Consider the following 24,967-nt stretch of genomic DNA (forward strand, 5'->3'; position numbering starts at 1 on the left):
GATCTTGGGCGGGGGCGTGGTCGGGATCACCACGGCCTATCAGCTGCAAAAGGATGGCCATCAGGTCACCGTTCTCGAGCAGGCACCGCAGGTGGCCGAGGGCGCAAGCTGGGCAAATGCCGGCATGATCGCGCCCGGTCACTCTTTCGTCTGGTCATCGCCAGCCGCCCCAAAAATCCTGCTGAAGTCGCTGTTCCAGAAAGACCAGGCGCTTCGTTTCAAACTCTCCGCCGACCCGCATCTCTACTCGTGGTCGCTGCGCTTCCTGAGGGAGTGCACGGCCGCAAGGGCGCGTCGCAACACGCTGCTCAAACATCGGCTTGCAGTCCATTCCCAATCGGTCCTGCAGGCGGTCGTCAGGGAGGAAGCGATCCAATACGACAGGACCTCGGCCGGCATTCTTTACTTCCACCGCAGCCGTCAGGCGCTCGACAAGGGCGTTGCCAACATGCGCCTGCTGGAGGCCGACGGCCAGGAGATCCGCATTGTCGACGCGCAGGAAATCGTTGACCGCGAGCCGGCGCTGACTTCGTCGCGCGGCGGCATTGCTGGCGGCATATTGTGTCCGACCGACGAAACCGGCGACGCCGCCAAGTTCACGCGCGCACTGGCGGCCATCGTCGAAACGAGGGGCGGCAAGATCCTGACAGACACCAGGATCGTCGGGATCGAACGCAGGAACGACGCGATCACCCGGGTCGTCACCGACAAGGGAGAGGTGTTGGCCGACACCTACGTTCTGTGCCTGGGCGCGGAAAGCCCGATCCTCGCCCGTAAGATCGGCCTTGGCCTGCCGATCTACCCGATCAAGGGATATTCCCTGACCATTCCCATCGTCGACCAGGCCCTGGCGCCAAAACTTCCCGTGATCGATGAGCATAACCTCGTTGCCATCACGCCGATGGGCGATCGCATCCGCGTCACCGCCACCGCGGAGTTTGCAGGCTATGATCGCAGCCACAAACCCTCCGATTTCGTGTTCATGAAGCGTGTCACGCAGGATCTTTTTCCACGCGGTATCGCCTATGATCGCGCCGAGATGCGGGCCTGTCTGAGACCAATGACGCCCGACAATCTGCCGATCCTCGGCCTGCGCAACATCAAAAACCTCTGGCTGAACACCGGCCACGGCCATATCGGCTGGACCATGGCGCATGGATCGGCCCGCATCGTCGCCGATCTGATCGCCGGCCGGGCTGCACCAATCGCCCTCGATGGTATCCTTCCCACACAGGCGCGGTTCGCCGAACCAAGCGCCGCAAAGGCTTGACCGACGCCATGCTCCGACCCACCAGGCAAAGCAACCAGGACAACAATGCGGCGTCGGCATCCAAGCCAATCAAGACCGGCCCGCGTGTCTATGAAGAGATCCGTCGGATGGCGATGGACTATCGCTTCAAGCCGAACGAACGCATCAACGAAGTGGCGCTTGCCGCGAGGCTGAACGTCAGCCGCAGCCCGATCCGGGAGGCCCTCCAGCGGCTGGTCACGGAGGAACTCATCACCTTCCAGACCAATCGCGGCTTCTTCTGCCGCGGCTTCGATGTCGACGAAATCGTCAATCTTTCCGATGTGCGGGCCGTGCTCGAGGACCGCTCCCTCAGGCTGGCAATCCAGCGCGCGACCAATGAGGAACTCGCCGCGCTCGTCGACTGGTGGACGCTGACCATGGCGCGAGCCGACTCATTTTCCAGCGCCGAACTGACCGCCAGGGACGAGGAATTTCACATCCGCATCGCCAGGCTGTCAGGCAATCCCGAACTGGCGCGCATGCTCGAAGGCATCAACACGCGCATCCATTTCGTTCGCAAGATCGAAGTGGAGAAGCACCGGCGACTGTCGACGACTTACACCGAACACAGCGAGATCGCCCGGGCCATGGTCGCCCGCGATGCCGACAGCGCCGCCAGGCTCATGCATGACCACATCGCCATCAGTGTCGCCGATGCCATGTCGACCGTTCGGGAAGGCCTCGCCCGGATATACATCGATGTAGGCCAGATCTGATCAGGCAACCTTTGCCGGTCAGGCGACCTTGTCGAGCAGCGGCCTCAGCGCCGGGTGGATTTCCGGCGAGGCGTGCTTGATCAGCGTCAGCAGCGCGCGTTCGTTCTCGTACAGAGGCCGGTCCGCGCCGATATGCTCGATCAGCCAGCCGGCTTCGCCGGCATCGATCGTCTCGGCGCGGCGGGCCAGGGCCTCGGCCGCCCTGTTCTTGGCTTCCCACTCGGCCTCGATGTCGCCTGGAGACCGATAGGCTTCCATGATGCCGGCAAGACCGCCGGAGATCATGCGGCTGAAGAAACCGCCGATTTCCGGATCGGCGTGTTCGAGGAAGACATCACGGCGCAGCGCCACATCGCGCGTCGGCGCTTCATAGCCGGCCGAGCACATGACGAAATTGGCGATCGCCTTGACGAACAGGTCGTTCCAGGACGGATCGTTGTGTCCTTGAGCGGTCCGCTCATTGATCCTGAACAGCACTTCGGCCTCGGCGCGGGTGATGGCGATGTTGCCGTCGCCGCCATGGGCATGGAGGATCCGGCGCAGCAGCTCGACCTCGGCCTTGGCGATCAAACCGGGAACCAGTGCGCCGCCGAGCATCAGCGGCCCCTTGCCGTCGATAACGGCATGCGCCACCTGCTCCAGCGCATAGACGCAAAGCTGACCCGGCGACGATCTCGCCTCTTCCAGCACATGGACCAGCAATTCGAGTTCGGTCCGGCTGTCGACCATGCCGTCACGCGAGATCGTACGGATCAGCCAGTCGGCATTGTCCTGCGAGATATAGCCCGACGGCTTTTCCTGGTGGACGATGTAGTCGGTGACCGCCTCGATGAAGAAGGGCGGCCATTCCTGGCATTTGTCCTTGGCCGTGGCGTCGAGCGCGAACAGCGCCTCGGCCTCGCCGCGCGTCACCACGCCATCGCCGAACACCTCATGGCGCAGCATCGCCACATCCTCCGCGGCGATGCTGCTTTTCGAGGTCAGCCCGGCCACCGGCGCACTCATGATCAATTCGCCCATTTGTCGTCCCCGTCCGCCGCCGGCAATACCAGCCCCAAAGCGTCATGCCTGCCACCATATCAGCAGTGTCTTGAAAAACCGGCAAACGGCGTGGTTAGCGAAGACTTGTGGGCCAATGCATGTCGCCCAAAAGTGTGCCGCGGGTTTGGGCGAACGACATGCATCAAAACAGAGAGCTAAAGTGCGTCGCCTGACTCCGTTTCAGCGCGACGCGCTTTAGATGTCGCTGACAGGTGACAAGCCGTCGCGCACAAGCTATGGATGGCGCGTCGAGGACTCAGGGTCTGAGTCCTACCTGTTTGCGGGAGAGAGCAGCGAAAGCTGCCGCCGAAGGGGAAATCGCCCGAAATCTCTCAGGCAAAAGAACCGTAGACGGGAAAGACACTCTGGAAAGTCGGGGCTTGCCCCCGCGCCGAAGGTGTAAGCGCCGCTGACAGAGTTCCGGCAGCGCGAGTCTCTCAGGCTTCAGACAGAGGGGCACGGACTGGTCGCCATTCGCGACCGATTGCGTGCGACTCTGGAGACGACATGACGGGCGACACAAAACACCTCCCCCTAGAAGATATCCACATGGCCGCCGGTGCGCGCTTTGGCGCCTTTGCCGGCTGGTCGATGCCGCTGACCTATCCGGCCGGCGTCATGAAGGAACATCTTCACACCCGCGAACGGGCAGGCCTGTTCGACATCTCGCATATGAAACTGTTCGAGGTCAGCGGACCGGAGGCGGTTGCGCTGCTCAACCGTGCTTGCCCGCTGGACGTCGGCGCGCTCGAGATTTCGCAGTCCAAATTGTCCTTCTTCCTGAATGAGGCAGGCGGCATTCTGGACGATCTGATCGTCACCAGGCTTGGCGATATCAGATTCATGGTGGTCGCCAATGCCGGCAACGCCGTGGCCGACGAAAAGCATTTGCGTGCGCTTGCCGCGGATTTCGACGCCAAGGTCGAGCCGCTCGACCGCGTCTTTCTCGCGATCCAGGGTCCGGAGGCCTGGGCTGCTCTTTCCCGCGCCGGCATCGAGACCGGCTCGCTGCTGTTCATGCACGGTGTGGAACCGCGGAAGAACTGGTTCATGAGCCGCTCGGGCTATACCGGCGAGGACGGTTTCGAGATCGGGCTGCCGGAGGCCGATGCGCGCGATCTCGTTGCGAAATTGCTCGACGATGAACGCGTGCTGTGGATCGGGCTGGCTGCCCGCGACAGCCTGCGGCTGGAGGCAGGGCTCTGCCTGCATGGCCAGGACATCACGCCGGAGACCGACCCGGCCAGCGCCGCCTTGATGTGGGCCATCCCGAAGGACATCCGCGCTTCCGGCGCTTTCATCGGCGCCGATGCGCTCCGCGCCGCCGTGGAACGAGGACCCGCGCAAAAGCGAGTTGGGCTTAAACCGGAAGGCCGCCAGCCGGTGCGCGGCGGTGCCGCGCTCTTTGATGCCGACGGCAAGCCCGCTGGCCATGTCACATCGGGCGGCTTCGGCCCCTCGGCCGGCCATCCGGTCGCCATGGGCTATGTCGCGGCACCGCTGGCCAAGCCCGGAACGCGGGTCTTTGCCGATGTTCGCGGCACGAAAATCCCAGTCGACATCAGCTCCCTGCCCTTCACTCCGCATCGCTACCGCAAAGGATGATTTCCATGGCAACGACCTATTTCACATCAGATCACGAATGGCTCCGCGTCGAGGGCGGCATCGCCACTGTCGGCATCACCGACTATGCGCAGGAACAGCTCGGCGATCTCGTCTTCGTCGAATTGCCGGAGACCGGAAAGAAATTGACCAAGGGCGATACCGCCGTCGTGGTCGAATCCGTCAAGGCGGCTTCCGACGTCTACGCGCCGGTCGATGGTGAGATCACCGAAGCCAACGGCACGCTGTCGTCGGACCCGTCACTGGTCAATTCGGCGGCAACCGGCGCCGGCTGGCTGTGGAAGATGAAGCTTGCCGACGAAAGCCAACTCGCGGGCCTCATGGATGAGGCCGCCTACAAAGCCCATATCGGCTGATATCAGGACGTATTGACATGACCGCAGCACTCACTCCCTTCTCGGCCCGCCATATCGGTCCGAGCGTCAACGATGTCAGAGCCATGCTTGCCGTGATCGGCGTTCCGTCCGTCGAGACGCTGATCAGCCAGGCCGTGCCGCAGTCGATTCGCCTCGACGTGCCGCTGGCCCTGCCCGCGCCGGCCAGCGAAGCAGAAGCGCTGGCCGAATTGTCGGCGACCATGGCGAAAAATACGGTGCTGAAAAGCTTCATCGGCGCCGGCTATCACGGCGTCCACGTGCCGCCGGTCATCCAGCGCAATTTGTTCGGGAACCCGGCCTGGTACACCGCCTACACGCCCTATCAGGCCGAGATCAGCCAGGGCCGGCTCGAAATGCTGTTCAACTTCCAGACGCTGGTCACTGAACTGACCGGCCTGCCGGTGGCATCGGCCTCCTTGCTCGATGAAGCGACCGCCGTCGCCGAAGCCGTCGGCATTGCGCTGCGCCACCACCGCGACAAGCGCACCAAGGTGGCGCTGGCCGGCACGCCGCACCCGCAGACGCTCGATGTCGTGCGCACCCGCGCCGAGCCGCTCGGCATCGAGATCGACGGCGAGACGATCGACGACAACACCGCCGCTTTGCTCGTCTCCTGGCCGGATACGTTTGGCGTCTATGGCGACCACAAGGCGGCGATCGACAAGGCTCGGGCGGCCGGCGCCATCGTCGTCTTCATCGCCGACCCGCTCGGCCTGGCGCTGACCGATGCGCCGGCCAAACTTGGCGCCGACATTGCCGTCGGCCCGATGCAGCGTTTTGGCGTGCCGATGGGCTTTGGCGGGCCGCACGCCGCCTATTGCGCCGTCTCCGACAAATTGACGCGACTGATGCCCGGCCGCCTCGTCGGCCAGTCGACCGACAGCAAGGGACGTCACGGCTACCGGCTTGCCTTGCAGACACGCGAACAGCATATCCGCCGCGACAAGGCGACCTCCAACATCTGTACCGCGCAGGCGCTGCTCGCCAACATGGCGACCGCCTATGCGATCTGGCATGGCCCCGCCGGGCTGCAGGCGATTGCCGGGCGCATCCACACGCTGGCCAATCGTCTGGCAAGCGGCCTCGAAGCGGCAGGCGTGTCGGTGATCGGTGCCAGCCGTTTCGACACGGTGACGGTGGAGACCAAGGGCAAGGCGGCGCGGATCGCCACTGCGGCTGAAAAGACCGGCCGGCTGCTGCGCATCATCGATGCCGACCATGTCGGCATCAGCTTCGACGAGACCTCGACCGATGCCGATCTCGATGCGATCGCGGCCCTGTTCGACGCCAAGGCCGCTTCGTCGACCGACAGCACGGTGCCCGGCAAGCCGCGCGGCAAGGAGTTCATGACCCAGCCTGTTTTCCGCGAAAACAAGTCGGAAACCGAGATGATGCGCTTGCTGCGCCGGCTGGCCGACAAGGACCTGGCGCTCGACCGCACCATGATCCCGCTGGGATCCTGCACCATGAAGCTCAACGCGGCGGCGGAAATGATGCCGGTAAGCTGGCCTGAAATCGCCAATTTGCATCCTTTCGCGCCGGCAAGCCATTCGGCCGGCTATCGCGCCATGATCGGCGAACTGGAAGGATGGCTGTCGGAGATCACCGGTTTCGACGCCGTCAGCCTGCAGCCCAATGCCGGCAGCCAGGGCGAGTATGCCGGCCTGCTTGCAATCCGCGCCTATCATCGCGCGCGCGGCGAAGGCCATCGCACCGTCTGCCTGATCCCTTCCTCCGCGCATGGCACCAATCCGGCGAGTGCGGCGATGGCCGGCATGAGCGTTGTCGTCGTGCGCTGCCTGGAGGACGGCAATATCGACATGGACGATATGAGGGCCAAGGCCAACGAGCATTCCAAGAATCTCGCGGCGCTGATGTTCACCTACCCCTCGACACATGGCGTCTACGAGGAAGGTGCGCGCCACCTCTGCGCCCTCATCCACGAGCATGGCGGCCAGGTCTATTTCGATGGCGCCAACCTCAACGCCCTGGTCGCCTTGGCGCGGCCCGCCGATATCGGCGCCGATGTCTGTCATATGAACCTGCACAAGACCTTCTGCATCCCGCATGGCGGCGGTGGCCCGGGCATCGGCCCGATCGGCGTCAAGGCGCATCTGCAGCCCTATCTGCCGGGACATGTCACCGAAGGTTCGGCGCACGCCGTGTCGGCCGCACCATTCGGCAGCGCCTCGATCCTGCCGATCACCTGGATGTATATCCGCATGATGGGCGCCGCCGGACTGAAGCAGGCGACGGAGACCGCCATCATCTCGGCCAACTACGTGGCGACACGGCTCGCGCCGCACTTCCCGCTTCTTTACAAGGGCAGGCACGATCGCATCGCGCATGAATGCATCCTCGACACCCGCGTGCTGAAGGACAGCGCCGGCATCAGTGTCGACGACGTCGCCAAACGGCTGATCGACTACGGCTTCCACGCGCCGACCATGTCCTTCCCGGTTGCCGGCACGCTGATGGTGGAGCCGACCGAATCCGAGCCCAAGCGGGAACTCGACCGCTTCTGCGAGGCGATGATCGCCATCGCAGGCGAGGCAGCGAAAGTCGCCAAGGGCGAATGGCCTTTGGCCGACAATCCGCTGGTCAACGCGCCGCACACCGCCGCCGAGGTGCTGGCCGGCCAGTGGACCCATCCCTACTCGCGCCTGGAGGCGGCCTATCCCGCCGGCGACGCCGACACGGCAGCCAAATACTGGCCGCCGGTGTCACGCATCGACAATGTCGCCGGCGACCGCAACTTGGTCTGCTCGTGCCCGCCCCTGTCGGACTATCTGGGAGCAGCGGAATAAATTCTCAGACTACGCTGAGCGCAAGGCCGGCTCGACCGGGTCGGCCTTGCTCATTCTTTTGCGGCTGATGACGCAATTTCGTCCGGCGCGTTTGGCGGCATAGAGCGCCGCGTCCGCCTCGGCGAGCACATTATCCAGGCTGCTGCCGCTTGCCTCGCCAAAGCCGATGCCGCCGCTGACCGTGCTGCGCAGCTTGCCGAGTTGGGTGGCAACGATTTCGGTGCCGAAGGCAACGCCGATCTTGCTGGCGAGATCGTAGGCCTTTTCGTCCGTCATCCGCGACATGACGATTGCGAACTCCTCGCCGCCCAGGCGAAAGGCGTCGACGCCGGTCCTGGCGTATCTCTTGATGACAGCAGCAAAACGGCACAAGACCTGATCCCCGACCGGGTGACCATAGACATCGTTCGTCCGCTTGAAGTGGTCGAGGTCGAACATCACGATAGACATGAACGGGCCGAAACTCCGCTCGCCGTAGAGCGACATCAGCCCTCGCCGGTTCATCAACCCCGTGAGTGGGTCGGTCATGGTCTCCGCCTTCAGCTCGATCTGCGCCTGCAGATGGTGGAGGGAGAGCGTCAATGCACCGAGCCCGGTCATGCAGGCCACCGCCACGACGGAATTCAGCCGTTCGGCCCAGTTATCGGGCGCGACGGCGAGCGTCCATTGCCCCTTGGTCAGCAGAACCACGCCGCAGAGCGCAAACGACACCGCGCAGGTGCCGCTCAGAAACGAAACCACCAGCAGGATGCGGCGATCGTGGCTGCCGTTGATCCAGAACATGGCGCCGATCGCCGACAGCAGCGCCGTCACCGTGGTGTAGGTGATGATGAAGCCGACACCGTCAAGACCCAGGAACGTCACGGCGGCACAGATAGCCATGGCGGCAAGCGCCGGTGCAATGGCGCGTCTGTAGCCGTGCACGCCCAGATATTGCATGGCCGACACGCAGAGGATCAGGAACCCTAGCGTGAGCAGCGCAAGCACGATCTGACAGAGCAGCAGATCGGGATCCTTGGTGTATCGCCAGAACAGGATCACATGCGCGACCAGCACCAGAATGCCGCACGCCACCGTCAGCACGAAGCCTGCCTTGGGCGCGGTGAACCAGATCGCAAACATGGTGACGCTGAGGCAGATGCCCGACAGCGCGGCTGCGAGCAGGAGCGAACTGAAGTCCAGCATATCGGGCAAGGGCCTCTCGAGCGTCGGCGGTTACGCCGTATTCTAGGTCAGCGGCAGTCCTCAGACATGGTTTTCAGCCGATCTTTCGACGCAACCTGCCGATAGGGTTTACAAAGCGTCGATGCCTTATGTCCCGAAACCGGACCTGGGACGCAACGACCGGATCAACCCTTGTTCAAGAGAGCGAGGTTGGCGTTGACGACGGTGGGATCGACCATGCCGGCCTTCGCTTCGAGCAGCAGCGCCCTGGCCTTTTTGCGATTGCCGCGCAGCAGTTGCGAATAGCCCATGTTGTTGACGATCTGCGGCTTGCGGCCGGCGACTTTCAAAAGCTGGCCGTAGGCACGGTCGGCGAAGTCGAAGCGGCCGAGTTCGTCATAGGAAGCAGCGAGCCCCATCCAGGCCTCCGCATTGTCGGCCTTCAACTCGACGGCCTTGCGAAAGTGCTTTTCGGCGAGGCCGTAATTGGCGTCGCGAAACTGCGCCTTGCCTTGCGCCAGATCGGAGGTGTCGATGTCTTTTGCCGCCGGTTGGATAGCGGTGGTCTTGGTCGTGTCGACGCCACTCGACGTACAGCCAGACATCATCAAGACGGCCGCCAGCGCGGCCATTGCCGTGAACTTACTGTGACGCATGCCCCTGCCTCATCGCCCGATTTGCCGGGTCGTTCTTCAGGAGACACATTATATCAGCGACGCTTAAACTTTGGTGCCGAAACGTCACCAAAATTTGGTTTCGGGCACACCAGCCATTAACCACCAGGCACAAGACGAAGAGTTATTTCGAAGAGAATCCCTGCAGCAAGGTCGTTAGCGGCCTTTCACGGCCCCATGACCTTGAGCGCCTCCGGAACCGGGTAGCGGCTGCCGTCATAGCGCAGCCGGTAGGTCCGGTTCACCGACTGGCCGGGATGGGACTGGCACTCGCCATCCTTGTCGGGAGATGGGTTGTCGGTATCCGTCCGCTCGGCCACCGAAATGTCGTGATAGCCGTGATGGCTCGTCGGGCTCATTGCCAGGCTGACTTCGGTCGAATGAAAGGATCCCGCGCAACTGGCATCGCCTTCGCCGCCATTGCCGGCCACGACGAGGCCGTCGAGCACCGACCGTAAGGCATCGCCGGCGACAGCATAGAGCCGCAGGTCGGTTTCACTGAAGGGGTTGGCCTGCGAATGGTTCGCGATTTCGATGCGCAGGCCGAAGGCACTGACCTCGGGCGCCAGCCTATAGCGGCCGGTATCGAGTTCGATCTTGCGGATGGCGATGGCATCGTCGGTGATCAGCCTGGGCTGGAGCAGGCGCTGGCGCACCTGGAGGCTGTTCCTGTCGACGACCAGAAGCTCGATATCGCCGACATGCCCATCGTCGCTGGATTGGGTGCTGTCGATCAGCGGCACCGCGACCAACAGCAGATCGTCATGGGCGGGCCATATCTTGCAGACTAGGACAAATGGCGAATCGGCATCCGCCAGGGCGATGCTGATATGGGGTTCAAGCGTGAACGAGGCGCCGTCGGCGCTCTTTCGAGCCTTGGGATAGGCCTGCTGCATCAAGGCGGCAGCATCGCTGCAATCGCCCGCCACTGCCCAGGCGGGCGACAGACCGGCGGCGGCGAGGCCGAGGAACAGAATACGCAACAGCATTCGCATGGGCTTCTCACGTCGCAGGGGCAGAATGCGGGCAGAATAATGGGCTGTCAGCCCTGCTGGGGCTTTCGTGGGGCGCTCGCTAGTGCCCCGTCATTTTGACGATGACTGGAATCGCCGCAATCATCAACACCACCGGCAGGATGCACACCACTACTGGCACCGACATCTTGGCCGGCAGGGCGTGCGCCTTTTCCTCGGCGAGCGACATGCGCTTGTGGCGCATATCGTCGGAAAAGACGCGCAGCGCTCCTGACAGGCTGGTGCCGAGTTCCTTGGACTGTTGCAGCAGCGTGGCGAAGGAGCGCACCTCGTCCAGGCTGAGGCGGTCGGCGAGCGCCTTCAGCGCATCGTCAAGGCTGCGCCCGGCCCTCAGCTCCAGCGACACCAGCTGCAGGTTCTGGCTCAGCGCCGGATAGGTCTTGGCGAGTTCCTTCGAGACGCGCTCGATGCCGGCCTCCATGCTCATGCCGGCGTCCGAGCAGACGATCATCAGGTCCATGAAATCGGGAAAGCCGTTGCGGTACTCACGCCTGCGTTCCCGCACCTTCTGGCTCAGCACCAGGCCAGGCAGGAAATAGCCGGCCGCTCCCGACAGGATGACGAATGTCCAGCGGCTGGCCATTGTCGCGTCCGGGCTGGCCATCCACCGGTTGAGCACAAACACGCCGATTGCCGTGCCGATCATCGCGGTGAACCGGATCAGGAAGAACATGCCGACAGCGCGCGGCTCCATATATCCCGCCTGGATGAGCTTCATGCGCAGCCGGGCGACATTTTCCGGATCGCTCTTGGCGTAGAATTCCTGCGCCCGCTTCACCGCCTTCTCGCGCACGACGCCGGTATTCTTCTTCTGCACCGGCTCGGGCTTTGCGGCCAGGGGACCGTTGTCGACCCTGAGCCGGCGCATGACCTCATTGCGATCGCCCTTCGCCGCCATCATAGGCCATGCAACAGCGGCAGCGCCCGCGGCCAGCAGCAGGATGGCCACCGGCATCAACGAGGTCGGGGCGAGCGAGGCGAGGAATTCGATGAAGCCCTGCATGTCAGAACTTGAAATTCGACATCTTGAACATCATAAAATTGCCCAGCATCAGCCAGGTGATCGACCCACCAAGCAGGTACCAGGTCTTCGGCTCACCCCAGACGTCGCGGTAAAAGCTCGGCATCAGCGCCATGATGGCGGCAAACAGCAAGGCCGGCACCGCCGTCAGGATGTAGGCCGACATTCGGCCTTCTGTCGCAATGGCGCGCACCTTGCGGCGCAGCTTGCCACGCTCGCGGATTGTCGTCGCCAGGCCGTCGAGGATCTCGCGCAGATTGCCGCCCGAACTGGTCTGGATCGAGACGGCGGTGACGAACAGCGGCAGATCCTCCTGTCCGACCCGGTCGAACAGCGAGTTCAGCGCCGAAACCAGATCGGAGCCATAGGTCACTTCGTCGGCGATGACGCCGAACTCGGTGCCGATCGGGTCCGGCATCTCGCGCGCGACCATGGCGATCGCCACCGGCACTGGGTGGCCGGCCTTCAGGCCACGCGTGATCAGTTCCAGTGCCTCCGGCAGCTGCATGCCGAACCGCTTCAGCCGGCGCTTGCGCTTGAAACGCAACGTCAGCACCGGCAGCACCGGCACAAGCACCACAAACAGGACAAGTCCCATCAGCGGTGGCAAGCCGTACCAGATGGCGACCAGACCAGCGGCGAATGCGACACCGCAGGTGATCATCAGGAATTTCGACAGCGGCATGATCATGCCCGACTGGGTTCGCAGAGCGCGGAACCGGTCCGGCGAAAACAGCGGCGTGCCAGCGTCAAGGCCCCGCTCCTTGCGCAATTGGACGAGCACCTGCTCCTGGCTGATCTTGTGTTCCTGCAGCTTCATGCGCCGGTTGATGGCGGTGCGCTTGTCGCTGCGGCCGGCATAAAGCAGGTAGCAGGCCTCGGCGATCAGGATGCCGGTAAGGGCAGCCGCGGCATAGACGACGTAGATCGCGCTGAGCCCGTCGAACACTTGGCTACTCCTGCGGCCGGCCGGGTTCGAAATATCGCCCGGGGAATTCGATGCCCATGGCGCGCAGATCCTCGAGGAATCGCGGCCGGATGCCGGTCGCCTCGTAGTAGCCGAGGATCTTGCCGTCGGCCTCCATGCCGGTACGCACGAAGCGGAAGATCTCCTGCATCTGGATGACATCGCCTTCCATGCCGGTCACCTCGGCGACGCTGGTCACCTTGCGCTTGCCGTCGGACAGGCGCGTCAGCTGGACGATCAGGTCGAGCGCGCTGGCGATCTGGCTGCGGATCGACTGCACCGTCATCGGCATGCCGGTCATGCCAAGCATCTGCTCAAGCCGCGAGATGGCGTCGCGCGGCGTGTTGGCATGGATGGTCGCCATCGACCCTTCGTGACCGGTATTCATCGCCTGCAGCATGTCGAATGCTTCCTCACCGCGGCACTCGCCGAGGATGACGCGGTCGGGGCGCATACGCAGCGCGTTCTTGACCAGGTCGCGCTGCTTCAGCTCGCCATGGCCTTCGATGTTGGCCGGACGTGTTTCCATGCGCGCAACATGCGGCTGCTGCAATTGCAGCTCGGCCGCGTCCTCGATGGTGATCAGCCGCTCATCTTCCGGAATGAAGGCCGACAGCGCATTGAGCATGGTCGTCTTGCCGGTACCGGTGCCGCCCGAAATGATCGTCGTCTTGCGGGCATGCACCGCCGCCGCCAGCACTTCGGCCATGTTCTGGGTGATGGCACCGAATTCAACCAGTTTGTGCAGGCCGAGCTTGTTCTTGGAGAACTTGCGGATCGACACCAGTGGTCCATCGACCGCAACCGGACGGATGGCCGCGTTGAAACGCGAGCCGTCCAGCATGCGAGCATCGACCATCGGCTGCGATTCGTCGACGCGACGGCCGACCGCGGCAACGATCTTGTTGACGATGCGCAAGAGATGCGCCTCGTCCTTGAACGGAATATGGACCGGCTGCAGCTTGCCCTTCTTTTCGACAAAGCAGTTCAGGTGGCCGTTGATCAGGATGTCGTTGATGTCGGGGTCCTTGAGCAGCGGCTCGAGCGGGCCGAGGCCGACCATCTCGTCGACGATGTCGTCGACCAGCGCATCAAGTTCGACGGTGTTGATCGCCATCCGCTCCTGCTTGGTCTTTTCCGACACGAAATCATGCACTTGCCGGCGCATCTCATCCTTGGGCAAACGCTCCAGCGCGACGAGATTGATCTCCTCGAGCAGCAGCCGGTGGATGCGCACGCGCGCATCGAGCACCTTGTTGGCATTCTTTGCCGGCGCTGCGTCAGGCTTTGCCGGCAAAGCCTTTCGGTTCGTCGGAATGACGACGGCATGATGGGCGACTGGCATGGGCTCGGCAGAGCGTTGCGGACGCGCATCGCGGTTCTGCAAAGTGGAGAAGCGGCTGGTCATCCGGCTTTCCTCTTCAGCAATCCACGGCCCATGCCAAACAGCGAGCGTGATTTCGCTCGGGTTGGGACCGCTTCCTCCGGCAGGATGATCTTCTTCAGATCATTAATGACATTGGCGTTCGGATCGATCTCGTGCAGCGGCACACCGCGATCGACCGCCTCACGCACCAGCCGGTAGTTGTTGGCGATGCCGCCGACGAAATGCTCGCCGAGAATTTCCTGGACGTCCGCCTGCTTGATGCCGTTGTCGAACATCTTCTGTTCGAAGCGGTTGACGATGACGTTCGGCTTCACCTCCTTGCCGGCGGTCTCGTAGACCGCCTGGATCAGCCGCTGCGTATGGCGCAGGCACGGCACCGTCATCTCCGCGACGATGTAGAGCTTGTTGGAACCGAGCAGCACCGTCTCCGTCCATGGAAACCAGGTGCGCGGCATGTCGATGACGACATTGTCGAAATAGGCCGAAACGAGATCCAGCATGCGCACCACGACATCGGTCTTGAACGAGCGCATTTCCGACGGATGCGTCGGTGCCGCCAGCACGCAAAGTCCGCTGGCGTGCTTGGACAGCATCACATCGAGCAGTTGGCGATCGAGGCGCTCGGGCTGGTTCTCGATCTCGGTGATGTCGAAGCGCGGTTCGAGGTCGAGATATTCGGCACAGGCGCCCTGCTGGAAATTAAGGTCGACGACGCAGGTCGAGGCGCCGCGCGTCACCGAATGATGCAGCTGGAAAGCGGTTTGCAGTGCCAGCGTCGTGGTGCCGACGCCGCCCGCGGCCGGCATGAAGGTGTAGATCTGCGACTCGGTGTTTTCCTCGCGCCCGGGTCCTTGCAGCGCTCGCACCACGGAGCGTACGAGATCGGCGGTGGTGATCGGCTTGACCAGGAAATCCGCGACCTTGAGCTGCACGAGAATGCGCACCGCGGCCGCGTTGAACTCCTGCGTGACGACGACAACCGGCACCTTGTCCTCGAGCCGGCGCATGACGCGCTGCAGCGACTCGACCTCCTCCAGTCTTGCCGCATCCATGTCGACGATGATGGCGCCGAAGTCGGCTTCCTGGATCTCGCCGCGCAGCTCCGTAACACTCTTCTCCACTGTCGAGAGCTGGATGATCTCGGAGGCGGCGAATGCGGTCCGCATGTCCTGCACAAAGGTCCTATCGGTCGATACGAGCAGGATCTTCCTGGTCTTGATGCCGTTTGCCATTCTGTCAGCCTGTCAGGTCGCCATTGGACCAGTTGCCCGTTGGATCAATTAGTCGTGCTGGACTGCGACGCCTTCGTTTCGGCCGCCTGATCGGGGGTGACGGCCGCAGCGGCGCCTCGCTGGGCCGGCACCAGAAGTCTGGTGTTCTGGACTCCGTACTTCCAGGGATCGACCATCTGCATGACGGTGTTGGCAGCCTGCGCTTCGCCGGCGCCGATCGTCGGCCCTTCGCTGCGCACATAGTCGTCGCTGGTGCAGCCGGCGGCAAAACCTGCCAGCAGCAAGGCGATGCTCGATCTCAAGACCAGGCGCATGACTTCAGTCCTTCGGCAGGTCGAGGAAATGCCCGACCGTGGTGACGGCAGCCGGCTGCGCGACGCTGCCGTCGGCCATTGCCAGCGCGCGGTTGGCGTCGGACGTCTTCACTTCCTCGGTGTTGTTGAGAAAATAGTCGGCGTTGCTGGCCGGCTGCGTGCCGTCGGTCGGCTCGACGAGCTTCTTCGACGGATCGACCGGCTTGACCAGATAGGGGGTGACGATGATGACTAGGTCGGTCTCACGCCGCTGATAGGATTTCGAGGAGAACAGCGCTCCAAGCACCGGCATCTTGCCGAGACCGGGAATGCGCGACGTGGTGATGTCGTTTTGCGACTGCAGCAATCCGGCGATCATGAAGCTCTGGCCGTTCTTCAGGTCGACCGACGTCCTGGCACGGCGCACGATGAAGCCGGGAACCGAGATGGTGCCGATATTGTAGGAGGCCGAAGCGTCGATCGAGGAGACTTCCGGCGCGATGTCCAGGCTGACCAGCCCGTCCTTCAGGACGGTAGGCGTGAAATCCAGGCTGACGCCGTATTTCTTGTAACTGACCGAGATCTTGCCGTTGTCCTCGGAGACCGGGATCGGGAACTCGCCGCCGGCGAGGAAGCTCGCCGTCTGGCCGGACCGGGCGATCAGGTTCGGCTCGGCCAGCCGCCGCGCCAAGCCGCGCTCTTCCAGCGCCTTGATGGCGATATCGATCGACACACCGCTCGACAAAAGCCGGCCGATGATCTCGCCGGTGCCGGCGGTCGGTACTGAACCCGGATCGATCGTCACGTCGCGTCCGCCGATGCCGTAGGCGAAATTGGCGGCGTACTTGGCACCCAGCTCCTGGCCAGCCTGGCGGTTGATTTCGACGAAGCGGACGTTGAGCTGGACCTGCTGCGACGACGAGATGTTGACCGAGTTGATCACCTCTTCGGTGCCGGAAAAGCGCGTCGCGATCTTGTTTGCCTTTTCGGCGGCGACGGCGTCATCGGCCTCGCCCGACAGCACGACACGGCCATTGGCCGAGCCGACCTTGATCCTGGCATCCGGCACGCTGGCGCGAATGGTGCTGGCCAGTTGGTCGGTGTCGAGCGTCACCTCAATGTCGATGGTGCCGACAAGCTGCTTCTTCTCGTCGAACAGCGCGATGCCGGTGGTGCCGAGATTGTTGCCGAGCACATAGAAGGACTTGTCGGTCAGCGGATTGACGTTGGCGATCTCCGGATCGCCGATGACGATCTGGTAGAAGGCGGCACTTGTCATGATCGTCTTTGGCTTGCCCTTGGCAACCTTGATCGACGCATTCTTGGTCGACGACACATAGACGATGTCGTTGTCGGCCTTGGCGCAGGTGCCGAAGGCCAGCATCGTGGCGGCAGCCAGCGAAGCCGCGACAGCCACGGTGCGCAAAACGCGCAACCGTCCCATGACCCTATATGTGATCAGCCCGAACATTGTCCCGTCCCTCACCCAGTCCCCACTGGCTTCTATTTCTGGTCCGGCGAAGGAACCTGGTATTCCTCGGCCTTTGTGCCGCGCGTTACGATGACCGTCTTGAACTTCGGCTTCTCCGGCTCCTTGGTGACGGCATCGAACAATGAGCCGGCCGCGGCCTGCACATTCGAGGCGACCGATCCACCGAAGGAAGAGATGGTGGTGACGCCGTTCTTGTCGTCTCCGCCTTCGCTGGAGGACCGAAGCGACAAGGACAAGGTGCCGACGGTGCGGGCCAGTGCCACTTTCTGCGCGCCGTCGGTCGTCACCTCGATGGTCACGGAATTGGAAATCTGCGGCGTCGTCTGGCGCTCGTCGGCGCCCTGCCCGACGCTCAGCACCTTGGCATCGGCAACGACGATCTCGGAAGTGATGGTGGAACCGGCAGCGCCCTGAGCGTTCTTGGCCACTTCCTGGATTTCGCCGGCATCGCGTGTCAGCACGACATCGACCCGGTCGCCCGGCGTGACGAAACCGCCAACCCCCGCGATCTCGTCGGTACGGATGGTTACCGCCCGCATTCCGGGCGTCATCATGTTGGAGAGCGTCGCGCGGCCATTTGGCCCGGACAACTTGGTCAGCAGCACCGGTTCGTTGACTTCGATCGGCGACAGCACCACGCGGCTGCCGTCGGCGAGCAACGCATTGATAGTGGTGAAGGCGCCCTGCGGCACGGACTCTTCCGACCACGGAATTTCGCTAAGCTGCGCCCGGTCGAGTTCCATGCCGTAGCGCAGCGGCGCATTCGCCACCACGATGGTCTTGAACTCTACCCTGGGCACGACAGGTGCCGGGATCGACGCCGTCTTCTCTTCGGAATCGGCCTTGGCCTGGCTCTTGACCCAGAAATCCGCGGCAAAGATCGAGATCGCGCCAAAAACGGCGGCGATGCCGATCATCGATATGGCCTTGCCCCTCACGCCGAAACCCCTGATGCCCGCAGTTTCTTGTTTTGTTGGGCTTAACCCTAGGCGGCATTGTTAAAGAATCAGGAATTTCGCACGGTGGTATCCGACCTATTTCCGCCGACTTGGTTATCGAATGGTTTTGGGTTAAGAAGGATCATATCCCCGAACGGAACAGGAACCTCGGTCGCTTGGCGCTGAAAAGCGTGGCAGTATCGCGAGGTGATTCGCAGCATCGGACCCTATGGCAGGCATGGACGACAACAACGATCTCTTCGGCAATATGGACAAGCAGCCGCAGCCGGTTCGCACGCCGGCGCGGCCGGCGGATCCGCTGGTTCAGGCCACCAAGCGTCCTGCCGCGACCAAGGATGGCAGCGAAGGCTATAGCGCCGCCGACATCGAGGTGCTGGAAGGGCTGGAGCCGGTGCGCCGCCGGCCAGGCATGTATATCGGCGGCACCGACGACAAGGCGATGCACCATCTGTTCGCCGAGGTCATCGACAATTCGATGGACGAAGCGGTGGCTGGCCATGCCACCTTCATCGATGTCGAACTCTCGGCCGACGGCTATCTCGCCGTCACCGACAATGGCCGCGGTATCCCGGTCGATCCGCATCCGAAGTTCAAGAAGCCAGCGCTCGAAGTGATCATGACGACGCTGCATTCGGGCGGCAAGTTCGACTCCAAGGTTTACGAGACATCGGGCGGCCTGCATGGCGTCGGTGTGTCCGTGGTCAACGCGCTGTCGGACCATCTCGAGGTCGAGGTCGCACGTGGCCGCCAGCTCTATCGCCAGCGCTTTTCACGCGGCGTTCCCGTGACCGGCCTGGAACAATTGGGCGAGGTCCACAATCGGCGCGGAACAAAAATCCGCTTCCACCCCGACGAGCAGATTTTCGGCAAGGGCGCGGCATTCGAACCGGCGCGGCTCTACCGCATGACGCGTTCGAAAGCCTATCTGTTCGGCGGCGTCGAAATCCGCTGGACCTGCGATCCGTCACTGATCAAGGAAAAGGATCCGACACCGGCCAAGGCTGCATTCCATTTTCCCGGCGGCCTGAAGGATTATCTCAAGGCATCGCTCGGCGACGACTTCCAGGTGACGCGCGAGATTTTCGCCGGCAAGAGCGAGAAACAAGGCGGCCATGGCTCGCTCGAATGGGCGGTGACCTGGTTCGGCGGCGACGGCTTCATCAATTCCTACTGCAACACCATCCCGACCGGCGAAGGCGGCACACACGAGGCCGGCTTCCGCAACGTACTGACGCGGGGCCTGCGCGCCTATGCCGATCTCGTCGGCAACAAACGCGCCTCGATCGTCACCTCGGAAGACGTCATGATCTCGGCGGCGGGCATGCTGTCAGTGTTCATCCGCGAGCCGGAATTCGTCGGCCAGACCAAGGACAGGCTGGCGACGATCGAGGCAATTCGAATTGTCGAGACCGCGATCCGTGATCCGTTCGACCATTGGCTGGCCGACAATCCGCAGGAAGCCTCGAAGCTGCTCGAATGGGTGATCGCACGTGCCGACGAGCGGGTGCGCCGGCGGCAGGAAAAAGAGGTGTCGCGCAAGAGTGCTGTGCGCAAATTGCGCCTTCCGGGCAAGCTCGCCGACTGCACGCAAAATGCCGCGGCCGGCGCCGAACTGTTCATCGTCGAAGGTGACTCGGCCGGCGGATCGGCCAAGCAGGCACGCGACCGCGCCAGCCAGGCCGTCCTGCCGCTGCGTGGAAAAATCCTCAACGTCGCCAGTGCCGGCAACGACAAGCTCGCCGGCAACCAGCAGATATCCGACCTGATCCAAGCGCTCGGCTGCGGCACGCGCTCGAAATACCGCGACGAGGATCTGCGCTACGACCGTGTGATCATCATGACCGACGCCGATGTCGACGGCGCTCATATCGCCTCGCTGCTGATCACCTTCTTCTACCAGGAGATGCCGGCGCTGGTGCGCGGCGGCCATCTCTATCTTGCGGTGCCGCCGCTTTACTCGATCAGGCAAGGCGGTAAGGTCGCCTATGCCCGCGACGACGCGCACAAGGACGAACTCCTGCGCACCGAGTTCACCGGGCGCGGCAAGGTCGAACTCGGCCGCTTCAAAGGTCTGGGCGAGATGATGGCCGTGCAGCTCAAGGAAACCACCATGGATCCGAGGAAGCGCACGCTGCTTCGGATCGATGTGATCGATGCCGAGGCGGCGACCAAGGACGCCGTCGACGCACTGATGGGCACCAAGCCGGAGGCCCGCTTCCGCTTCATCCAGGAACGCGCCGAATTCGCCGAGACGGAAGTGCTGGATATCTAGCCGCCAGCCGGTCCATAACACGGGCTCCAGTTGCGGAGACGAGCATGTGACCTGGGTGCGGCTGAAAGGCTATTTCGAAACCAGTTTAGCCGGGTTGACCCAACCGACGCGCTCGGACTGGATTTTTGCCCTGCGCACCGTTTCGGCCGGCCTGATCGCGCTGCTGGCCGCCTACGCGCTGAAACTCGACCACCCGCAATGGGCCATGATGACGGTGTTCATCGTCGCTCAGCCGGTTGCCGGCATGGTGCTGGCGAAGGGCTTCTACCGGCTGCTCGGCACGCTTGCCGGCGGCGTTGCGGCGATCGGCATCACCACGGTTTTCGGCACCAACCCCTGGGTGCTGGTGACGGTGCTTGCCGTCTGGATCGGCATTTGCACCTTCGTCTCGTCGCTGCTGCGCAATCCCGAAGCCTATGGCGCCTCCCTTGCCGGCTACACCGCGATGATCATCGGCCTGCCCGGCTTCGGACAACCGCACCTCGTCGTCGACCTCGCCGTCGCACGCTGTGCCGAGATCGTGCTCGGCATTGTCTGCGCCGGCCTGACCAGCCGGCTGATCCTGCCGAAATTGGCGAGCGACGCCATCATCTCGCGCCTGAAACGCTGCATTCTCGATCTCGCGACCTATGCCGGCGGTGCGTTCTCCGGCGGCGATCCCGCAACGCTCTCCGGCCTGCACCGAAAGCTGGTCACTGACACCCAGACGCTTGGCGAGATGCGCGCCTATGCCAGGCTGGAAGCCCCGAGTTTTGCGCCACGCGCCCATCCGGTCCGGCGCACCATCGGACAGCTGCTCTCGGCGCTGTCGGCGGCACGCGCGCTGCATTCGCACGCTGCCCCGAAGAACGCCGCACTTATCCCGGTGCGCTCAGAGTTGCAGACCCTTGTCAGCGAACTGGCGGCCAAGTCAGGCGCGCTGGATGACACCGCACCCTGGGTGGCGCGGCTCGACACCATTTCGGCCAAGGCCCGGCAAATGCCCGATGCCTCGGCCGACCAGGGCGACGACAGGGTCGGCACCATCACCCGCCTCACCATCGCCGCCGATTTCGCCGAGGCGCTCAAGCAGGTGCTGCGCGGCCTCGACGCCTTGCGCGCGCCTGCCACGCGCCCGGTCCGGGGCAGCAGGCAGCCTGCGCTGGTGGTGCATCGCGATTACCCCGGCGCGTCGCGCAATGCCGTGCGCGCTGCCCTTGCCACGCTGCTGGTCGCGGCCTTCTGGCTGACGACGAAATGGTCGGAAGCGGCGGGCACGGTCATTCTCGTTGCCGTCGTATCGAGCCTGTTTGCCGCTCGCCCCGACCCGGTACAGGTGGCCTGGGGCTTCTTCAAGGGAACGCTGCTGGCGCTCCCCTTTGCCTTTCTGGTCGGCCAGATCGCGATGCCTGCCCTGCCCGGCTTCGGCTGGTTCGTCCTGTTTGTCGTGCCCATCCTGGTGCCGACGGCGCTGGGCATGGCCAATCCGCGCTATGTCGGCGTGGCCACGGCCTTCGCCATCAACTTCCTCGCTTTCCTCAGCCCGCATCAGGCGATGACCTACGATCCTGGCCCGTTCTTCGCCGGCTCGGCATCGGTGCTGGTTGGTATCCTGCTGGCGATCGGCGTTTTCATCTTGGTGCTGCCCGCCGATCCGTGGCTGGCGGCCAATCGCATCGTCCGCGCCATGCGCGAGGATCTGGCGCGGCTTTGCCTGCATGAGCGGGTGCCGAGGCGTTCGGCCTTCGAGAGCCTCGCCTATGACCGCATCAACCAGCTGATGCCGCTGGTGCAGAACGCCGGTCAGAAAGGCGATGCGGTTCTGGGCGGCGGCGTCGCCGCCGTCACCGTCGGCCTGGAGGTCCTTCGGCTGCGCGACGCAAGCCAGGGCCATGCCATCCCATCCGAGACCGCGCTTTCGATTGCCAACTTCCTGAGGGGGCTGGCGCGCGAACTGCTCTTCCGCGCCCCCAGCGATCCACAGACCTCGACGGTCACCGTCGCCCGCCAATATGCGGCTGGCATCGCCCAACGAAACGGCACCGGCGAGATGCTGCAGATCGCGGCATCGCTGCGTATCATCGCCGCGGCGATGGAGGATTTTCCGGATTTCTTCGCGAGGGATAAAGGTTAAGCGGCTGCGATCGCCAGCGCGTGGCCGCGCGCGTTTTCGCGCAGCGCATCGAGATGGATCGACTTGACCAGCGCGGCGAGATCGCCTTCGGCGGATTGCCCGCCCACTTCCTTGAGCATCAGCCAGCTGACCTCCTGCACTCCGGCGACGCGCTTGCCGTTGGCGACCTCGCGCCAGATCTTCAGCGCGCGCAGGATGATGGCATGCGTGGCAGCGGCGAGGCCGGCGCTGCGGAACAACGCCTGCAAGGCAACGTCGTGCCCGCCGGCCAGAAGCGCCCTCACCCTTTGTTCGGACTGCTGGCTGAGCGCGACCAGCGCCGAGCCGAAGAAGTCGACCTTGCCATGCGCGATGGTGCGGATGAGGAAGCTCGCGGTCAGATCGCCGCGCAGCCTGAGATGCTCGATCAGTGCGGCATGCTCTTCCTGGCGCGTGCCCTCGATCAGCGTCACCGAAGCCTTGACGCAGGCGTCGCGCATGACGCGGTCGGCGCGCGCCGCGCCCATCAATGCCATCACCAGCGGCGACGTTTTCAGCATCTCTCCGAGCTTGACGAGCAGCATATGCCGGCAGTCGGCAGGCAGGCGGGCGTCCGATATCAGCGCCTCGCGCACCAAAGGCAGATGCCCGTGCCGTTCGGCCATGCGGCGGAAACTGAGCGAAGCGATGTCGGCGCCGCTGTTGGCGAGCAGCACGGCGCAGGCTTCCGCCTCGCCGATCTCGGCGATGGCCGCCGACAGCGCCATCGAGACGAGCGGCCGGTCGGCGATCAATTTTTGCGTCGCCCTCGGACTTGAGGCCACGCGGTTGATGAGATCGGCGTCGGTGAGCAGCGGCGAGCGCGCCAGCACCACGCCGGCGACTTCCGGCTGGTCGGAGGCAAGCACGCTGATGATCTGCAATGGCGCGTGGTGGCTCATGGACAGCGCCTCGGCCATCGCCAGACGCACCTTCGACGAGGCATCGTCGAGCAACAGCGTCAGCGCTGCCTCGGCGGCGCAACGGTCCTCGAATGGCAGGTCGGAATTTACATAGGCCCGGGCCAGCGCGCTGGCCGCGGCGGCGCGCTCCGACACCCTGGCGGTGTAGATCCATTTCAGGAAATGCGAAACAACAACCATGCCCGCCTGCTTACGCCCCTTGCCAGAAGGTTTCTGGCCCCAGTCAGGACCGTAGGCAGAAATGGTTTACGAACGGTTCACCATGTTCATTAACTGGCTTGCGAGCCCTGAATGCAGCGCCTATCAACCGTCAAACAGTGGAGGAGAGAGAAAATGGCCGGGCTTTATCTCGAAGAGTTCGTCGTCGGCCATGTCTTCCAGCACACGCTGCGTAAGACCGTAACCGAAAGCGACAACATGCTGTTTTCGGTGATGACGCTGAACCCGCAGCCGCTGCATATCGATTTCGATTTTGCCGCCAAGAGCGAATGGGGCAAGCCGCTGGTCAACTCGCTGTTCACGCTCGGGCTGATGATCGGCATTTCGGTCAATGACATCACCGTCGGCACCACGGTGGCCAATCTCGGCATGAAGGAAACCGTGTTTCCGCATCCGGTCTTCCATGGCGACACCATCCGGGTCGAGACGACAGTCATCTCGGTGCGGGAGTCGAAATCGAAACCCGATCGCGGCATCGTCGAATTCGAGCATCGCGCCTACAACCAGCATGGCGATCTCGTCGCCAAATGCACCAGGCAAGCGATGATGCTGAAGAAGGCGATCTGACGCATGCGTTCGCTGCTGTTCGTCCCCGGCGATTCCGAGAGGAAACTGGAAAAGGGTTTTGGTGCCGGTGCCGACGTGGTCATCGTCGATCTTGAAGATTCCGTGGCGCCGCACAACAAGGCGCTGGCACGCGAGGTGGCGGCGCGCTTCATCGCCGAGCGCAGGGCGCAAACCAGCTCGGCGATCTACGTCAGGGTCAACGACCTGTCGACGGGGCTGACGGATGACGATCTGGCGGCACTCGTTTCAGCCAAGCCCGACGGCATCATGCTGCCCAAGTCGAACAGCGGCCAGGATGTGCAGCACCTGTCGGCAAAGCTCAGGGTTCGCGAGGCTGAAAACGGCCTGGCCGACGGCGCGATCAAGATCCTGCCAATCATCACCGAAACGCCGGCAGGCGTGCTGGCGGCGGCCACCTATGCCGGGACGAGCGCGCGGCTTGCCGGTCTCACCTGGGGCGCGGAAGACCTGTCGGCGGCGATCGGCGCACGCATGGCCCGCGACGAACATGGCCGCTACACGGACGTGTTCCGTCACGCCCGCACCATGACAATACTTGCCGCTGGTGCGGCGGAGGTCGCGGCGATCGACACCGTCTTCCCGAATTTTCGCGACATGGCGGCCTTCCAAGCGGAATGCATGGAAGCCGAGCGCGATGGCTTCACCGGCAAGATGGCGATCCACCCCGCTCAGGTGTCGGTCATCAACGCCGCCTTCACGCCGTCGGGCGAGGCCGTGAGACAATCGGCGGCAATCGTCGCCGCGTTCGCGGCAGCG

Annotated in this window: 21 protein-coding genes and 1 riboswitch; of the genes, 9 read left to right on the forward strand and 12 right to left on the reverse strand. The window is 63.5% G+C overall.

Translation table 11 applies throughout. The features are described 5' to 3' along the window. Position 1 precedes the first annotated feature (1 nt). Positions 2 to 1,270: a D-amino acid dehydrogenase gene (locus EN993_RS07990; protein WP_245468693.1), complete on the forward strand. Its 1,269-nt coding sequence runs from the start codon at positions 2 to 4 to the stop codon at positions 1,268 to 1,270. Positions 1,271 to 1,278: 8 nt separating this feature from the next. Further along, positions 1,279 to 2,007 (forward strand): GntR family transcriptional regulator, encoded by a 729-nt coding sequence (locus tag EN993_RS07995; RefSeq protein ID WP_109671561.1) that lies wholly within the window; start codon positions 1,279 to 1,281, stop codon positions 2,005 to 2,007. 18 nt (positions 2,008 to 2,025) lie between these two features. On the opposite strand, the gene EN993_RS08000 is transcribed toward EN993_RS07995, so the two are convergent. Further along, on the reverse strand, positions 2,026 to 3,027 hold the full coding sequence (locus tag EN993_RS08000) for a hypothetical protein (protein ID WP_109671503.1): 1,002 nt from the start codon (positions 3,025 to 3,027) through the stop codon (positions 2,026 to 2,028). A 292-nt stretch (positions 3,028 to 3,319) separates the two neighbouring features. After that, positions 3,320 to 3,406, forward strand: a riboswitch (glycine riboswitch). Between the two features lie 149 nt (positions 3,407 to 3,555). Between EN993_RS08000 and gcvT the strand changes: the two genes are divergently transcribed. The 3 genes from gcvT to gcvP are packed head-to-tail and all read left to right on the forward strand — an operon-like array spanning position 3,556 to position 7,855. Beyond that, on the forward strand, positions 3,556 to 4,653 hold the full coding sequence (gcvT, locus tag EN993_RS08005) for a glycine cleavage system aminomethyltransferase GcvT (RefSeq protein WP_127262872.1): 1,098 nt from the start codon (positions 3,556 to 3,558) through the stop codon (positions 4,651 to 4,653). A gap of 5 nt (positions 4,654 to 4,658) precedes the next feature. Next, on the forward strand, positions 4,659 to 5,027 hold the full coding sequence (gene gcvH, locus EN993_RS08010; protein ID WP_013531953.1) for a glycine cleavage system protein GcvH: 369 nt from the start codon (positions 4,659 to 4,661) through the stop codon (positions 5,025 to 5,027). A gap of 17 nt (positions 5,028 to 5,044) precedes the next feature. After that, positions 5,045 to 7,855, forward strand: coding sequence for an aminomethyl-transferring glycine dehydrogenase (gene gcvP / locus EN993_RS08015; RefSeq protein ID WP_127262873.1), 2,811 nt, complete (start codon positions 5,045 to 5,047; stop codon positions 7,853 to 7,855). Between the two features lie 9 nt (positions 7,856 to 7,864). Here the strand turns inward: gcvP and EN993_RS08020 are convergent, their stop codons facing one another. From EN993_RS08020 to cpaB, 10 genes are all read right to left on the reverse strand, one after another. Next, positions 7,865 to 9,040, reverse strand: a complete 1,176-nt coding sequence (locus EN993_RS08020; protein ID WP_127262886.1) for a GGDEF domain-containing protein — start codon at positions 9,038 to 9,040, stop codon at positions 7,865 to 7,867. 164 nt (positions 9,041 to 9,204) lie between these two features. After that, entirely contained in the window at positions 9,205 to 9,675 is a 471-nt protein-coding gene (locus EN993_RS08025; RefSeq protein ID WP_127262874.1) for a tetratricopeptide repeat protein, read from the reverse strand. Positions 9,676 to 9,860: 185 nt separating this feature from the next. After that, a complete protein-coding gene (locus tag EN993_RS08030; protein WP_127262875.1) occupies positions 9,861 to 10,682 on the reverse strand; it encodes a hypothetical protein in 822 nt (273 codons plus the stop codon). An 85-nt stretch (positions 10,683 to 10,767) separates the two neighbouring features. Beyond that, entirely contained in the window at positions 10,768 to 11,730 is a 963-nt protein-coding gene (locus tag EN993_RS08035) for a type II secretion system F family protein (protein WP_127262876.1), read from the reverse strand. A gap of 1 nt (position 11,731) precedes the next feature. Further along, positions 11,732 to 12,697, reverse strand: a complete 966-nt coding sequence (locus tag EN993_RS08040) for a type II secretion system F family protein (protein WP_127262877.1) — start codon at positions 12,695 to 12,697, stop codon at positions 11,732 to 11,734. Positions 12,698 to 12,701: 4 nt separating this feature from the next. After that, a complete protein-coding gene (locus EN993_RS08045; protein ID WP_127262878.1) occupies positions 12,702 to 14,123 on the reverse strand; it encodes a CpaF family protein in 1,422 nt (473 codons plus the stop codon). After that, entirely contained in the window at positions 14,120 to 15,334 is a 1,215-nt protein-coding gene (locus EN993_RS08050) for a CpaE family protein (RefSeq protein WP_127262879.1), read from the reverse strand. Before EN993_RS08050 ends, EN993_RS08045 begins: the two co-directional genes overlap by 4 nt. A 44-nt stretch (positions 15,335 to 15,378) precedes the next feature. Further along, positions 15,379 to 15,648 (reverse strand): hypothetical protein, encoded by a 270-nt coding sequence (locus EN993_RS08055; RefSeq protein WP_109671513.1) that lies wholly within the window; start codon positions 15,646 to 15,648, stop codon positions 15,379 to 15,381. A 4-nt stretch (positions 15,649 to 15,652) separates the two neighbouring features. After that, entirely contained in the window at positions 15,653 to 17,098 is a 1,446-nt protein-coding gene (locus tag EN993_RS08060) for a type II and III secretion system protein family protein (protein ID WP_109671514.1), read from the reverse strand. A gap of 32 nt (positions 17,099 to 17,130) precedes the next feature. Further along, a complete protein-coding gene (gene cpaB / locus EN993_RS08065; protein WP_245462837.1) occupies positions 17,131 to 18,057 on the reverse strand; it encodes a Flp pilus assembly protein CpaB in 927 nt (308 codons plus the stop codon). A gap of 238 nt (positions 18,058 to 18,295) precedes the next feature. On the opposite strand from cpaB, the gene parE reads away from it, so the two are divergent. Both parE and EN993_RS08075 read left to right on the forward strand, forming a co-directional pair. Next, complete coding sequence (gene parE, locus EN993_RS08070) at positions 18,296 to 20,350, forward strand: DNA topoisomerase IV subunit B (RefSeq protein WP_127262880.1); 2,055 nt, start codon at positions 18,296 to 18,298, stop codon at positions 20,348 to 20,350. 46 nt (positions 20,351 to 20,396) lie between these two features. Then, positions 20,397 to 22,463, forward strand: a complete 2,067-nt coding sequence (locus EN993_RS08075) for an FUSC family protein (protein WP_127262881.1) — start codon at positions 20,397 to 20,399, stop codon at positions 22,461 to 22,463. Here EN993_RS08075 and EN993_RS08080 read toward each other — a convergent pair. Beyond that, positions 22,460 to 23,584: a DUF2336 domain-containing protein gene (locus tag EN993_RS08080; protein WP_127262882.1), complete on the reverse strand. Its 1,125-nt coding sequence runs from the start codon at positions 23,582 to 23,584 to the stop codon at positions 22,460 to 22,462. The genes EN993_RS08075 and EN993_RS08080 overlap by 4 nt on opposite strands. Before the next feature lie 153 nt (positions 23,585 to 23,737). On the opposite strand from EN993_RS08080, the gene EN993_RS08085 reads away from it, so the two are divergent. Together EN993_RS08085 and EN993_RS08090 are read left to right on the forward strand one after the other, a co-directional pair. Beyond that, complete coding sequence (locus EN993_RS08085) at positions 23,738 to 24,190, forward strand: MaoC family dehydratase (RefSeq protein WP_109671518.1); 453 nt, start codon at positions 23,738 to 23,740, stop codon at positions 24,188 to 24,190. Between the two features lie 3 nt (positions 24,191 to 24,193). After that, positions 24,194 to 24,967: CoA ester lyase (locus tag EN993_RS08090; protein WP_245468695.1), on the forward strand; the 774-nt coding region annotated here is incomplete at its 3' end.

This window comes from Mesorhizobium sp. M7D.F.Ca.US.004.01.2.1, assembly GCF_003997785.1.
Taxonomy (GTDB): domain Bacteria; phylum Pseudomonadota; class Alphaproteobacteria; order Rhizobiales; family Rhizobiaceae; genus Mesorhizobium; species Mesorhizobium loti.